Here is a 12,870-nt window from a genome sequence, read left to right as displayed (position 1 = left end):
ATCGCGGTGATGGTGTCGTGCGCTCTGCAGCCGGACGCAGACTCCTAAGCCCGGCGATCCGCTTCTTCCCTTTCAGCGCAAACCATCGATCGCCGGGCCTCCAAGCCGCGCATTAGCGACTGGCCCTCGGCGAGGGTCGGTTCGCGTTCGACTGGAGAAGCTCGTGACGCTCACGATGCCGCATTTCAATTTGATTCCCCCCTGGCTATCGCGTCTGACGGAACTGCGCATTGACGTCAGCCATGACCCCAAGCGCCTGGACGGCGAGATCGGCGCCATTCACGACCGCATCCGCACCCCCGGCGACGCGCTGCACGGCATCCCCCAGATCGGGATGAACGATCCGGATCTCGTCATCCGCCACGGCGAAGCCGACGGCGAGTTCTACGTGTATGTGGAGGACATTCGCCGACGGCAACTCGCGGGCTACACGGTGTTCAACCGGTTGATCGAGGTACCGCGCCGCACCGATCGCTACGTGAGGGCGCCGCATTCGAAGTACGACCCGTCCTACCAGCGCCGGGGTCTGGCGACTGCAATCTACCGCTGGGGGCTGGACGCGGGGCTTTGCCTCCTGACCGGCGCTCGCCAGTCGCCCGGTGCGCACGCACTCTGGCATTCGCTCGCCTTGAACTACCAGCTCGGGTATGTGGACTTGCGGGACAAGACGCTGACGTATCTGGGCCCTGAGGTGTCTGCTCAGGTCCTGGGTGAACTTCCGACGCGGATGCTTCTGCTCGGCAAGGGCTGGACGTTGGCGAAGTTTTCTGCGGCGACCGGGATGCGCTGAGGATCTCGGCCAGAAAACTAGCGATGCGTGGTCTGGAAGCGTCGACGGGACCACTGCGGGCACAAAAAAACCCCGAAACCCGTTGTTTACGCAGGTTTAGGGGTTTTTAGGATCTCGCTCCCAAGGAGCGAAAAAGTTAGCTGGCGGAACCGGAGGGATTCGAACCCTCGATGAGGCTCTACACCCCATACTCCCTTAGCAGGGGAGCACCTTCGGCCACTCGGTCACAGTTCCTGAGCCGTCGATTATGCCATCCTTCAGGCGGCCGGTTGATCCAGATCGAAAGCTTTATGCAGTGCGCGCACGGCGAGCTCCATGTATTTCTCGTCGATCACCACGGATGTCTTGATCTCGCTGGTGGAGATCATCTGGATGTTGATGCCCTCCTCGCTCAGCACGCGGAACATCTTGCTCGCAACGCCGACATGGCTGCGCATGCCGATGCCCACGATGCTGACCTTGCAGATCTTGGTGTCGCCCACGATGTCGGCCTCGCCCAGCGTCGGCAGCACCTTGGCCTTGAGCAGATCGACCGCCTTCGCGTAGTCGTTGCGGTGGACGGTGAAGCTGAAGTCCGTGCGTCCGTCCTTGCTCAGGTTCTGGATGATCACATCGACTTCGATGTTCGCGTCGGCGATGGCGCCGAGGATGTGATACGCGATGCCCGGCTTGTCAGGCACGCCAAGCACGGAAATTTTGGCTTCGTCGCGATTGAACGCAATGCCGGATACGACGGCTTGTTCCATGTTTTCGTCTTCCTCGAAAGTGATCAGCGTGCCGGACTTGGCTTCTTCGTTGATGTCGATGTCCCAGGGCGTGAAGCTCGAGAGCACGCGCAGGGGCACCTTGTACTTGCCGGCGAACTCCACCGAGCGGATCTGCAGCACCTTGGAACCCAGGCTCGCCATTTCGAGCATTTCCTCGAAGCTCACCGTGGTCAGGCGGCGCGCATCGGGCTCGACGCGGGGGTCGGTCGTGTAGACGCCATCGACGTCCGTGTAGATCAGGCACTCATTGGCCTTCATCGCAGCGGCGATGGCGACCGCGGAGGTGTCGCTGCCGCCGCGACCCAGCGTCGTGATGTTGCCGCCATCGTCCACGCCCTGGAAGCCGGTGATGACCACCACCTTGCCGGCATCGAGGTCGGCGCGGACGCGCTCGTCGTCGATGCTTTCGATGCGTGCCTTGGTGAAGGCGCTGTCGGTCTTCACCTGGACTTGCCAACCGGCGTAGCTGACGGACTGGAGGCCTTCGGCCTGCAGCGCGATCGCCAGCAGTGCGGACGATGCCTGTTCGCCGGTGGAAGCCAGCATGTCCAGCTCGCGGTTGTGGTCGTCGCCGGGTTTGCTGGAAGCGAGTTCCTTGGCCAGGCCGAGGAGGCGATTGGTCTCGCCGCTCATGGCGCTCGGGACCACGACCATCTGGTGGCCGGCGCGCGCCCACTTGGCCACGCGTTTGGCGACATTTCGAATGCGCTCGGTCGAGCCCATCGACGTGCCGCCGTATTTATGAACGATCAATGCCATGGGTGAAGTCAAAGAGAAGGGTTCGGGCGCCGCAATGCCGGCGTCCGTGCGCCCATCGAAAGCCAACTTCAGCGCAAGGTCCGAGGGCTACGACAAGGGCGGGGCATTGTACCAATGCAGCGTGTCGCCCTGCCGTTCGACCCTGCCGGCAGCAATCTTCAGGCTGATGCGATGGCCGCGCGTGCTGCATGCCTCGATCTGGTCGAGGAGTTGCTCCAGTTGCGCCTCGCTCGGCACCGAGCCGTGGTCGCGCTTGAGCCAATGGCGCAATGCATTGGCAAGTCGCTCTCGCGGCAAGGTGCGCAGAACGGCCAGCCTGGGCGGCGAACCGGCCTGCGCCATGTCCCTGGAACCGACATCGGCCAGCAGGGCAGATGCCTTCGCAGCGTTACGTGCCGAGCGCGCGAACGTCTCGCGGAATTGCGGCAGCGCCGCAGCCAATGCCGGCAGCACCTGCTCGCGAATACGGTTTCGCGTATATCGCAGGTCGGCGTTGCTCGGATCGTCGATGTGGGGCGTGCCACTGGCCGCAATCCAGTCGCGCAGCGCGCTGGCATGGACGTCGAGCATCGGTCGATGGAAATGCACCCCGTGTCGCCGCATCTGCCGCGGCATGCCGGCCAGCCCGTCGAGTCCGGCGCCACGGCCGAGGGCGATCAGCATCGTCTCGACCTGGTCGTCGGCATGCTGCGCCAGCGCAACGTCCTGCAGGCCGTGTGCCTGGGCGAGCCCGGCCAGCGTCGCGTAGCGAGCGCGGCGTGCGGCGTCTTCGGGGCTCTCCCCCGGTGCATGACGGGCATCGACACGCCCCACGTGCAGCGGGACACCCAGTTGCGCGCAGGTGGCCGCACAGTGCGCCTCGAAGTCATCCGCAGCGCGTTGGAGGCCATGGTGCACGTGCAGCGCATGCACCTGTCCCGGCCAACGGCGCGCGGCCGCGTGCAACAGCGCCGTGGAATCGGCCCCGCCGCTGTAGGCGACGCCCAACGGCAACGGCGCCGCCCAGAATGCCAGTGCTTGGGCGGCGGGATTTTCCATCGGAGACGGCTCGAGGCAGGCCACGGCCCGCCCGGCCCTACTTGCCGCTGTCGGCCTTGGTGTCGGCGAAGCGGCCGTAGCTCTGCAGACGCTCGTAGCGGCGATTGAGCAGTTCCTTGACCGACAGGTCGCTCACTTGGCGGAAGGCATCGTTCAACGCGCGCTTGAGGAACGCGGCCATTTGCCGGTGATCGCGGTGCGACCCACCGACCGGCTCGTTGACGATCTTGTCGACCAGTCCCAGCGCCTTGAGACGGTGCGCCGTGATGCCGAGGGCATCGGCAGCTTCCTGCGCCTTGTCGCTGGTCTTCCAGAGAATGGAGGCGCAGCCTTCGGGGCTGATCACGGAATAGACGGAGTACTGCAGCATCAGCACCTGATCGCCCACCGAGATCGCCAGCGCGCCGCCGGAGCCGCCCTCGCCGATGATGGTGACGATGACCGGCACCTCGAGCTGCGCCATCTCGAAGATGTTGCGGCCGATGGCTTCGGACTGGCCGCGCTCCTCGGCGTCGATGCCGGGGTAGGCGCCGGGGGTGTCGACAAAGGTGAACACCGGCAGCTTGAACTTCTCGGCCGTCTTCATCAGCCGGAGCGCCTTGCGGTAACCCTCGGGCTTGCTCATGCCGAAGTTGCGCGCGGTGCGCTCCTTGGTGTCACGGCCCTTCTGGTGGCCAAGCACCATGCAGGGCGTGCCGTTGAAGCGAGCCAGGCCTCCGACGATCGACAGATCGTCCGCAAAGTGGCGGTCGCCGTGCAGCTCGACGAAGTCCGTGAAGATTTCGTTCACATAGTCGAGCGTGTAGGGACGCTCCGGATGCCGCGCGATCTTGGTGATCTGCCAGGGCGTCAGGTCGCTGTAGATATCCTTGGTGAGCTGAAGGCTTTTCTTGCCCAGTTGATCGATTTCTTCCGAGATGTCGACCGCGGATTCGGTCTGTACATAGCGCAGTTCTTCGATCTTGCTTTCGAGTTCAGCAACGGGCTGCTCGAAGTCGAGGAAGGTTCGTTTCGCCAACGTCTTCTCCTGTTATTCAGTATGCGACCGGTAGCGGGTCGAGCGATCGCCAAATATACCAAGTCGCCACGCTGCAGTAAGGGGCCCAGGCAACCGCCACCTCGCGCGCATCGCTGCGGCTGACGGGGTCGCCCGAGAAGTAGTTCTGGCTGATGCCGTTGATCAGCCCGAGGTCGTCCAGAGGCAGCACGTTGGGCCGCATCAGGTGGAAGATCAGGAACATTTCGGCGGTCCAGCGGCCGATGCCGCGGATCGCGACAAGCTCCGCAATGATCATCTCGTCGGACATGTTTTCCCACGCATCGACGTGCACGGCACCCGAATCGAAATGAAGGGCCAGGTCGACGAGATATTCGACCTTGCGAACCGACAGGCCCGCCGCGCGCATGTCGTCGACCTTGAGTTTCAGCACGCTGGCCGGCGTCATCTTGCGGGGCAGCTTGGCAAAGCGATCCCAGACCGATTGCGCCGCCTTCACCGAAACCTGCTGGCCCACGATGCTGCGCGCCAGCGTGGTGAATGCATCGCCGCGCGACTCCAGGCAGGCGTCGCCGAAGCGCGGAATCAACCGCTTCATGACGCGGTCCTTCTTGGCGAGGTGCTTGCAGGCTTCTTCCCAGTAGTCCGGCGTGAAGACCTGGACGATCGGCTCCTTGGCCACGGCTGTCGTTCTCGCCGCGTTCACTGGGCCGACGTCCAGGTCGTGCCAGTGGGCGAGTCCTTGAGCACGATGCCCTGCGCGAGCAGGTCATTGCGGATACGGTCGGCCTCAGCGAAGTTCTTTGCGGCCTTGGCGTCGGCGCGCTGCTGGATCAGCGCCTGGATAGACGCCTCGTCCAGCGTCGTTCCCGCCTGCAGAAAACCCTGCGGGTCGCCCTGGAGGATGCCCAGGCAGGCACCCAGCGCCTTCAGCAGTCCGGCCGACTCGGCCGATTTCGTGCGATTGACCTCGCCGGCCAGGTCGAACAGCACCGCCACGGCTTCGGGCGTGCCGAAGTCCTCGTCCATCGCCGCCTTGAAGCGGGCCGCGTAGGCATTGCTCCAATCGATCGTCACCGCAGCCGGCTCCACCAGATGCAGTGCGGTGTACAGGCGCTTCAGTGAATTGCGCGCGTCGTTGAGGTGGACGTCGCTGTAGTTGAGCGGGCTGCGGTAGTGGGCCCGCGCGACGAAGAAGCGGATGGTCTCCGCGTCGTACATCTTCAGCACGTCGCGAATGAGGAAGAAGTTGCCCAGGCTCTTGGACATCTTCTCGTCGTCGATGTTGATGAAGCCGTTGTGCATCCAGGTGCGTGCCAGCGGCTTGCCGCTGGCACCCTCGCTCTGTGCGATCTCGTTCTCGTGATGCGGAAACTGCAGGTCCGCCCCGCCGCCGTGGATGTCGAGGGTTTCGCCCAGGAGCTTGCACGCCATGGCCGAGCACTCGATGTGCCAGCCGGGGCGGCCCGGACCGAAGTCGCTGGGCCACTTCACTTCTTCGGGTTCGGTGGGCTTGGCGCTCTTCCAGAGCACCGGGTCGAGCGGATCGTCCTTGCCGTCCAGCACGGCGACGCGCTCGCCGGCGTGAAGTTCGTCGAGCGTCTTGCCGCTGAGCTTTCCGTAGCCGGGGAACTTGCGCACCGCGTAGTTCACGTCGCCGTTGGGCGAGCGGTAGGCGAGGCCCTTCTGCTCCAGCGTGGCGATCATCGACAGCATCTGGGGAATGAACTCCGTCGCACGCGGCTCGTGCGTAGGCCGTTCGATCCCCAGCGCGTCGGCGTCCTCGTGCAACGCGTCGATCATGCGATCGGTGAGCGCGCGGATGCTTTCGCCGTTCTCGACGGCGCGGCGGATGATCTTGTCGTCGATGTCGGTGATGTTGCGCACGTAGTCAACCGCCAGCCCCGATGTCCTGAGCCAGCGCTGCACCACGTCGAACGCGATCATCGAGCGTGCATGGCCCAGGTGACAGTAGTCGTACACCGTCATGCCGCACACGTACATGCGCACCCTGCCTGGTTGCAGAGGAGAAAATTCCTCCAGTTCACGCGAGAGCGTGTTGTAGATGCGAAGACTCATGAGGCTCGGAAAACGTCGGTTCGCGCGCGTGCAAGAACGGGCGAAGGACGCTATTTTTTCAGGGGTGGAAGTGGTGTGGCAACGAGGAACTGGACGTGGACCCTCGGCTACAATCCTGCGCATTGTAAACGGCCACCGACGGATATTTTCCGCGTGTTTACGAAGGCCCGCCCTCCTCTTTCTCTTGAGGCTTCATGAAGCACGCCGCTTTCTCGTTCTCATCCCTCCTCCGAATTTTCCCGGTCCTGCTGCTGGCCCTGATGATCGGAGCGGCCCATGCCGACGACTATTCCGACGTCAATGCGCTCCTGCGCCAGGGCAAGGCGGACGAGGCCCTGGCCAAGGCCGACGCCTACATCGCTGGCAAGCCGCGCGACCCGCAGATGCGCTTCCTTCGTGGCGTCATCCTGACCGAGCAAGGCAAACAGGCCGAGGCCATCGCAGCCTTCACGCAACTGACCCAGGAATTCCCCGAACTGCCCGAGCCCTACAACAACCTCGCGGCGCTCTACGCAGCTCAAAGCCAGTTCGACAAGGCCCGCGCCGCGCTCGAAATGGCGATCAAGCTCAACCCGGACTACGCCACGGCGCACGAGAACCTCGGCGACATCTACGCTCGCCTTGCGGCGCAATCCTATGGCCGGGCCCAGCAGCTCGAATCCGGCAACACGACCGTGCCCCCGAAGCTCGCGCTGATCCGCCAGATGTTCAGCACTCCGACGACCAGCGCGCTGCCTCCAGCGACGTCTGCCGTTCGCAAGCCCGTGCGCCAGTAAGGCGCGCGCAGACCGCGCTGCGGCGCATCTTTGTCGAAAGCGATCCTCCCGTGACACTTCAAGCCTTTTCGCGCCGCACGGCGCTGGTTCTGGCCACGACGCTGGCCTTCGCAGGAACCGCAAGCTGGGCGCAGAGCGCGCCACGCGTGAAACTCACCACCTCGGCCGGCGATATCGTCATCGAACTCGCGCCCGACAAGGCGCCGAAGACGGTCGACAACTTCCTGCAGTACGTCAAGGACAAGCACTACGACGGCACGGTGTTCCACCGCGTGATCGACGGCTTCATGATCCAGGGGGGCGGATTCACGCCGGACATGAAGCAGAAGCCGACGCGGGCGCCTGTGCCGCTGGAAGCCAGCAACGGCCTCAAGAACGACAAGTACACCGTCGCGATGGCGCGCACATCCGACCCCAACTCCGCCACGTCGCAGTTCTTCATCAACGTCGTCGACAACGCCCGCCTCAACGCGCCCAACCCGGACGGCTACGGCTACACCGTGTTCGGAAAGGTGGTCTCCGGCACCGAGGTCGTCGACAAAATCCGCGCCGCGCGCACGGGCAACAAGGGCGGCATGTCGGACGTGCCGCTCGAAACCATCACCATCCAATCCGCCACCCTGGCGAAGTAATCCGAAGGAGCCCCCATGAGCAATCCCCAAGTCGAACTGCATATCAAGGATCAGGGCGTGATCACGCTCGAACTCGATCAGGACAAGGCACCCAAGACCGTCGAGAACTTTCTCGACTACGTGACCAAGGGGCACTACGACAACACCGTGTTCCACCGCGTCATCCCCGGCTTCATGGTGCAAGGCGGCGGTTTCGAGCCCGGCATGTCGCAAAAGCCGACCGGTGCAGAAATCCAGAACGAAGCCAACAACGGCCTCAAGAACGACAACTACACGGTCGCGATGGCACGCACCAGCGCGCCCCACTCCGCCACCGCGCAGTTCTTCATCAACGTGGCCGACAATGGCTTCCTGAACCACACTGCACCTTCGGCGCAGGGCTGGGGCTACGCCGTCTTCGGCAAGGTCGTCGGCGGCAAGGAAGTCGTCGACAAGATCAAGGCAGTGAAGACCGGCCGCAAGGGCTTTCACGACGACGTGCCGCTCGAGGATGTCGTGATCGAGAAGGCCGTCGTCAAGAGCTGAGCCCGCGAATCGTGGTGTTCGCCGAGATCGTCGCTCCTGCAGGCTGGCGCACGGTCGATCTCATCTCCGACCTCCATCTGCAGGCCTCGGACACCGCGACCTTCGGCGCCTGGCAGGGCTATCTCGAGACCACGCCTGCCGACGCGATCTTCATCCTCGGCGATCTGTTCGAGGTCTGGATCGGCGACGACGCAGCCACCCTGCCCGGCTTCGAGGCGCAATGCGCCGAATTGCTGCGCACGGCGGCCGAGCGTCGACCGGTCTACTTCATGCACGGCAACCGCGACTTCCTCGTTGGCGCCGCATTCGCGGCCCAATGCGGGCTGACGCTGCTCGACGATCCGACCGTGCTGGTCCTGCACGACAAGCGCTGGCTGCTGAGCCATGGCGACGCACTCTGCCTCGAGGACACGGAGTACCTCCGGTTCCGGGCCCAGGTGCGGACGCCAGAGTGGAAGCAAGCCGTGCTCGCCCGTCCGATGGAAGAGCGCCGCGCCCTGGCGCGCTCGGTGCGCGCACAAAGCGAAGACCGCAAGCAGAGCCCCGGCATGGTCTGGGCCGACGTCGATCCGGACGCCGCCCGCGATTGGCTCCGCCAGGCCAATGCGAGCACGCTCGTTCACGGCCACACCCACAAACCGGCCACGCACGCGCTGGGTGACGGCCTCGAACGCATCGTGCTGAGCGACTGGGATGTCACCGCGCATCCGGCGCGGGCGCAGTTGCTGTGCATCTCGAGCGCCGGCGCGCAACGCGTCGACCTGCGCTGATGTTCTCCTGGCTGCGCAGCCTGCGCGCGCCGCCACGAATCCCCGACGCCGCCTGGCAGGCCACTCTCGCGCGCTACCGCTTTCTTGGCGAGCGGCCGGCGTCCGACGTGGAGCGCCTGCGCCAGCTCGCCGCGGAATTCCTGCGCGACAAGCGCTTTCATGGTGCGCACGGCTTCGTCATCACCGACGAAGTCGCGCTGGCCGTGGCGGCGCAGGCCGTGCTGCCCGTGCTGCACCTGAAAGGTGGACTGAACTGGTATGACGATTTCGTCGGGATCGTGGTGCATCCCTCCGAGGCCGTCGCGCTCCGCAAGACAACCGACGCCACGGGCGTCGTGCACGAATATGAAGAGGTCGTGGCAGGCGAGGCCATGGACCGGGGCCCGGTGATGCTGAGTTGGCAGGACGTGCTTGCCAGCAGCGTCACGCGTGCCGAGGGCTACAACGTCGTCATCCATGAATTCGCCCACAAGATCGACCTGCGTGGCGGTGGCGCGTTCGACGGCTGCCCGCCACTGCCACCGGGCTTCCGTGGCACCTCGAGCCCACGGGAGGCGCGCGCTGCGTGGTTTGCAGTGTTGCAGCCGGCCTATGACACCTTCCGCGAGCAAACCATCCTGGCAGATCGCTTCGGCGGCGAGCCGCCCTGGCTGGACGACTACGGCGCCCAGTCGACCGGCGAATTCTTCGCGGTCGCCTGCGAGGCCTACTTCGTGAATCGCGCCCGCCTTGAGGCCGACTTCCCGGCACTGGTGTCGTTGTTCGACGAATTCTTCACGCCGATCGACAACGTGTGATCGCCAGCCTGCCCGAAGGCAGGCCGGCACCCTGTCACGCTTACTTGCGCAAGAGCGCCTTCAGCGCGTTCTGCAGACGACGTGCCGATGCGGCATCGTGCGGTGCTGCCAGCACCTTGCCGGCATCCTGACCCCAGGTCTGCGCCGGCGCCGGATCGCCGCGTCGCGTCAGGAGCTTGAGTTGCAAGGCTCGCCGCGCTTCCAGTTGCTCCGCGGGCGTCGGCACTTCTGCCGCCATTTCGAGGCGCAGCAATGCTTCAGCCGCATCGTTGGCCTGCGCCGACGGCGCGGAACCGACGGCTTGCGACCAACTGGTGCGCACGGCAGGGGTCACGGCGCGGCCGAGTTCCTGGACGCTGGGCAGTTGTGCCGCATCGCGCTTTTCCCAGGCACCGAGCACCTGCGTGAGCGCTTCGCCGTGCGCCTGTGCCGCGAGCTTGCGCAGCGCGAGGTCAGCACGTTCGAGCGCTTCGCGCTGCGCGCGGAAAGCAGCATCGCCGAGGCGCGGACCACGGTCCTCGAAGCGCGGCGGGCGGTCGCCGAAGCGTCCGCCACCGGCGGGAGCGCCGCGATCGCCCCGGTCGCCAGCGCGCGGGGTCCGCTCGCCGGGACGGGCACCGGGGGCCCCACGGCTGTCACGGCGATCGCCGAACTTGCCGCCGCGGCCGCTCGGCGCGGGTTCGGCCTTCTTGTTCCCTGGCCGGTCATCGCCACGCACTGCGATCACCGGCTTGGGCGAGGGCTTGGGAGGTGCTGCCGGCGTCGGGCTGGTTTCGGTCGCGTCGGCGTCCGAACGTGCCGACGGGTCTGCGCCGTCGGCGGGAGCGATCAGATCGGCTGCGGGCGCGGCAACCTCGGCCGGCACGTCGGCAGGCGCCGCTTCGGCGTCTTCGGGCGCAGGCGACTGCCCGGCACTTTCGCTGAACTCGGCTGCAGCCTGCCCCGGGGCGACCACTTCCGTGGCGCCCACGGCGGGGCCGTCGGCTTGCGCCGGTTGAGTCGGCTCCACCGCCGCTGCTGTCTTGGGCGCAGGCGGGGGCGCTTCACCGCGCATTGCGGCTTCCAGCTGCGCCACGGCGGCGCGGATCTTCTGCGCATCGCCGGTGCTGTTGGCTGCTTCGAGCGCCTTCGATGCGTTCAGCACGTGGCGGTCGTGCTCGCTCATCGCGGCAGAAGCCTTTTCGCGCTCCGCGCTCTTGCGATTGAACGCCTCGTCGATCGGGGCGCGGAAGGCGTCCCACATCTTCTGTTCGTGACGACGGTCGAGCGGCACCGACTGGGCTTCCGCCTGCCAGCGCTGCTGCAGCGCCTTGACGGCGTCGATGCGCAACATCGGCGCGGCGCCAAGCTCGGCCGCCTCGGCAATCATGGCCTGCCGACGCTCGACGCTCGCCTTCTGCGCGGCCTCGAACGGCGCACGTGCGGCGCCGAAGACTTCGGTCCATTGCGTCTGGAGCTCGGCAAACACCTTCTCGCCGACGTGGCCGGCGTCACGCCAGCGGTCGGCGAACTGATGCAGTGCGCGGTTGTGCGCCTTCAGGTCCGATGCCTGCGCATGCTCTGCCGCCCAGGCCTTCACTTCCTCGATCAGCGCGACGCGCTGGGCGCGGTGCTCGGCCGCATCGGCGCGGACCTTTTCGAGCCAGGCCTCCACGACCTTGTGGGCTTCGTTGCATGCTTCGTCGAAACGCTTCCAGAGCGCGTGGTTGGGCACGCCGCCCTGGTCGGACTGCTTCCACTGCTCACGCAAGCTGCGCAGGGTTTCCTGCATCTTGCGGCCGCCCAGAGCCTGACCCTCCGGGCGCTTCAGCAGACCTTCGGCCTTGGCGACCAGTTCTTCGCGAACCTTGTCGGCGCTCCAACGCTGCCAGCCTTCGAGCTCGCCGGCGGCGACCAAGGCCGCATGCACGCGGGCTTCGAGCGGAGCGTCGACCAGCCGGCCGTGCTCCTTGAGCACCGCGCGCAGCGCAGCGGCCGCTCCGGCGCTGGCCTTGCCGTGGCCTTCAGCGGTTTCCTGTTCGAGCTTGACCAGCGCGGCCTGCACGGCGTCCTGCGCGGCAGCGCGCTTTTCTGGATCGACCTTCGGCGCTGCGGGCTTCTGCGCTGCAACCGGTGCGACCTCGGGCGCGCCACCTCGCGCAATGCGCAGTTCGTCAGCCCACACGGGCACGGGCGGCAGCGGCGCGGCGGCATCGGCCGCCGCGGCCTGGGCCTGGGCCAGCGCGCCATGGAATGCGTCGGACACCACCAGAAGCTGCGCCTTGGAGGATTCGAGCTGGGGTGCAAACCTCGCGTCGAGGCTGCTCCAGTTGCCGTCGGCGGTGATTTCGGCAGCCTGTTGCTGCCAGTGCGCGACGTCGGCCCGCAGGGCTTCCTCCGCGGCCTGGGCGTCACGCCAGCTCTTGGTCGACAGCACCTCGAAGCGCTGCGCCAGCAGCACGGCCGCTTCGCGATGGACCTGCGCGCGGTGCTGCAGATCCTCGATGCCCTTCACACGCTCGGCGAGCCGCAGCTTGAAGCCCGCGAGCGGCTCCCGGGACAAGGGGGCACCCGCCTTTGCCGCATCGCGCTGCCAGGCAAGCGCGTCGGCGATGTTGAGCTTGGGCTGCGCCAGCAAGGCCTCCGCCTTGTGCGTCCACTCGACCGCGATGGCCTCCTGGTCCTTGGCGCGGCGGAGTTCGTCGAGCTTTTCGCGCAGCGGGCGCGCCGCACCCTTGTCGCGGCCGCTCATTTCCTTGAACACGTCCTGCACGCGCTCGGGCGCCGGGTTGCTCGCGAGCCACTCGCGGATGCGCTGCGCACGCTCCCCGGATGTGGGCGCAGTGAAGGCGCCCCCGGTCAACGTGTCGAGGGACTGGATGTCGTGAGGCTTGGAGGAAGTTGAAGTCACTGCGCGAATGTCGTTATCTGTAGAGAAAAAGCGAAGGCGCCGGCAATTGC

Annotated in this window: 12 protein-coding genes and 1 tRNA gene; 6 read left to right on the top strand and 7 right to left on the bottom strand. The window is 66.0% G+C overall.

Going from position 1 to position 12,870, the window contains the following annotated elements:
• Positions 1 to 175: 175 nt before the first annotated feature.
• Positions 176 to 790, top strand: coding sequence for an N-acetyltransferase (locus tag QTH90_RS00670; protein ID WP_286664431.1), 615 nt, complete (start codon positions 176 to 178; stop codon positions 788 to 790).
• Between the two features lie 141 nt (positions 791 to 931).
• Here QTH90_RS00670 and QTH90_RS00665 read toward each other — a convergent pair.
• The 6 genes from QTH90_RS00665 to cysS all read right to left on the bottom strand — a co-directional run bounded on the left by QTH90_RS00665 (position 932) and on the right by cysS (position 6,430).
• Positions 932 to 1,024 (bottom strand) — tRNA-Ser (locus QTH90_RS00665).
• 23 nt (positions 1,025 to 1,047) lie between these two features.
• On the bottom strand, positions 1,048 to 2,316 hold the full coding sequence (locus QTH90_RS00660; protein ID WP_286662625.1) for an aspartate kinase: 1,269 nt from the start codon (positions 2,314 to 2,316) through the stop codon (positions 1,048 to 1,050).
• A gap of 87 nt (positions 2,317 to 2,403) precedes the next feature.
• On the bottom strand, positions 2,404 to 3,354 hold the full coding sequence (gene tilS, locus QTH90_RS00655) for a tRNA lysidine(34) synthetase TilS (RefSeq protein ID WP_286662624.1): 951 nt from the start codon (positions 3,352 to 3,354) through the stop codon (positions 2,404 to 2,406).
• Between the two features lie 37 nt (positions 3,355 to 3,391).
• On the bottom strand, positions 3,392 to 4,372 hold the full coding sequence (locus tag QTH90_RS00650; RefSeq protein WP_286662623.1) for an acetyl-CoA carboxylase carboxyltransferase subunit alpha: 981 nt from the start codon (positions 4,370 to 4,372) through the stop codon (positions 3,392 to 3,394).
• A 16-nt stretch (positions 4,373 to 4,388) separates the two neighbouring features.
• Positions 4,389 to 5,057 carry a DNA-3-methyladenine glycosylase family protein gene (locus tag QTH90_RS00645; RefSeq protein ID WP_444814662.1) on the bottom strand — a complete coding sequence of 223 codons (669 nt, stop codon included), beginning with the start codon at positions 5,055 to 5,057 and terminating at the stop codon, positions 4,389 to 4,391.
• On the bottom strand, positions 5,054 to 6,430 hold the full coding sequence (gene cysS, locus QTH90_RS00640) for a cysteine--tRNA ligase (RefSeq protein WP_286662621.1): 1,377 nt from the start codon (positions 6,428 to 6,430) through the stop codon (positions 5,054 to 5,056). The genes QTH90_RS00645 and cysS overlap by 4 nt, the downstream gene beginning before the upstream one ends.
• A 194-nt stretch (positions 6,431 to 6,624) precedes the next feature.
• On the opposite strand from cysS, the gene QTH90_RS00635 reads away from it, so the two are divergent.
• From QTH90_RS00635 to QTH90_RS00615, 5 genes are read left to right on the top strand one after another with little or no spacing between them, the layout of a single operon-like run.
• Positions 6,625 to 7,206 carry a tetratricopeptide repeat protein gene (locus QTH90_RS00635; protein ID WP_286662620.1) on the top strand — a complete coding sequence of 194 codons (582 nt, stop codon included), beginning with the start codon at positions 6,625 to 6,627 and terminating at the stop codon, positions 7,204 to 7,206.
• A 50-nt stretch (positions 7,207 to 7,256) separates the two neighbouring features.
• Entirely contained in the window at positions 7,257 to 7,838 is a 582-nt protein-coding gene (locus QTH90_RS00630) for a peptidylprolyl isomerase (RefSeq protein ID WP_444814661.1), read from the top strand.
• Between the two features lie 15 nt (positions 7,839 to 7,853).
• Positions 7,854 to 8,363 carry a peptidylprolyl isomerase gene (locus QTH90_RS00625; RefSeq protein WP_286662619.1) on the top strand — a complete coding sequence of 170 codons (510 nt, stop codon included), beginning with the start codon at positions 7,854 to 7,856 and terminating at the stop codon, positions 8,361 to 8,363.
• A 14-nt stretch (positions 8,364 to 8,377) separates the two neighbouring features.
• Positions 8,378 to 9,133, top strand: a complete 756-nt coding sequence (locus QTH90_RS00620; protein WP_286662618.1) for a UDP-2,3-diacylglucosamine diphosphatase — start codon at positions 8,378 to 8,380, stop codon at positions 9,131 to 9,133.
• Positions 9,133 to 9,930, top strand: a complete 798-nt coding sequence (locus QTH90_RS00615; protein ID WP_286662617.1) for a M90 family metallopeptidase — start codon at positions 9,133 to 9,135, stop codon at positions 9,928 to 9,930. Before QTH90_RS00620 ends, QTH90_RS00615 begins: the two co-directional genes overlap by 1 nt.
• 40 nt (positions 9,931 to 9,970) lie before the next feature.
• On the opposite strand, the gene QTH90_RS00610 is transcribed toward QTH90_RS00615, so the two are convergent.
• Positions 9,971 to 12,820, bottom strand: a complete 2,850-nt coding sequence (locus QTH90_RS00610; RefSeq protein ID WP_286662616.1) for a DUF349 domain-containing protein — start codon at positions 12,818 to 12,820, stop codon at positions 9,971 to 9,973.
• Positions 12,821 to 12,870: the final 50 nt, after the last annotated feature.

It is taken from the genome of Variovorax flavidus (assembly GCF_030317145.1).
Classification (GTDB): domain Bacteria; phylum Pseudomonadota; class Gammaproteobacteria; order Burkholderiales; family Burkholderiaceae_C; genus Variovorax; species Variovorax flavidus.
Note: the sequence above shows the minus strand (reverse complement) of the source record. Positions and strands in the feature narration are given on the sequence as shown.

What these genes read in the sequence shown, in the direction of transcription:
- QTH90_RS00635 (WP_286662620.1), top strand. Translation starts at nt 6,625, where the DNA reads ATGAAGCACGCCGCTTTCTCGTTCTCATCCCTCCTCCGAATTTTCCCG.
- QTH90_RS00660 (WP_286662625.1), bottom strand. Translation starts at nt 2,316, where the DNA reads ATGGCATTGATCGTTCATAAATACGGCGGCACGTCGATGGGCTCGACC.
- tilS (WP_286662624.1), bottom strand. Translation starts at nt 3,354, where the DNA reads ATGGAAAATCCCGCCGCCCAAGCACTGGCATTCTGGGCGGCGCCGTTG.
- QTH90_RS00615 (WP_286662617.1), top strand. Translation starts at nt 9,133, where the DNA reads ATGTTCTCCTGGCTGCGCAGCCTGCGCGCGCCGCCACGAATCCCCGAC.
- cysS (WP_286662621.1), bottom strand. Translation starts at nt 6,430, where the DNA reads ATGAGTCTTCGCATCTACAACACGCTCTCGCGTGAACTGGAGGAATTT.
- QTH90_RS00625 (WP_286662619.1), top strand. Translation starts at nt 7,854, where the DNA reads ATGAGCAATCCCCAAGTCGAACTGCATATCAAGGATCAGGGCGTGATC.
- QTH90_RS00670 (WP_286664431.1), top strand. Translation starts at nt 176, where the DNA reads ATGCCGCATTTCAATTTGATTCCCCCCTGGCTATCGCGTCTGACGGAA.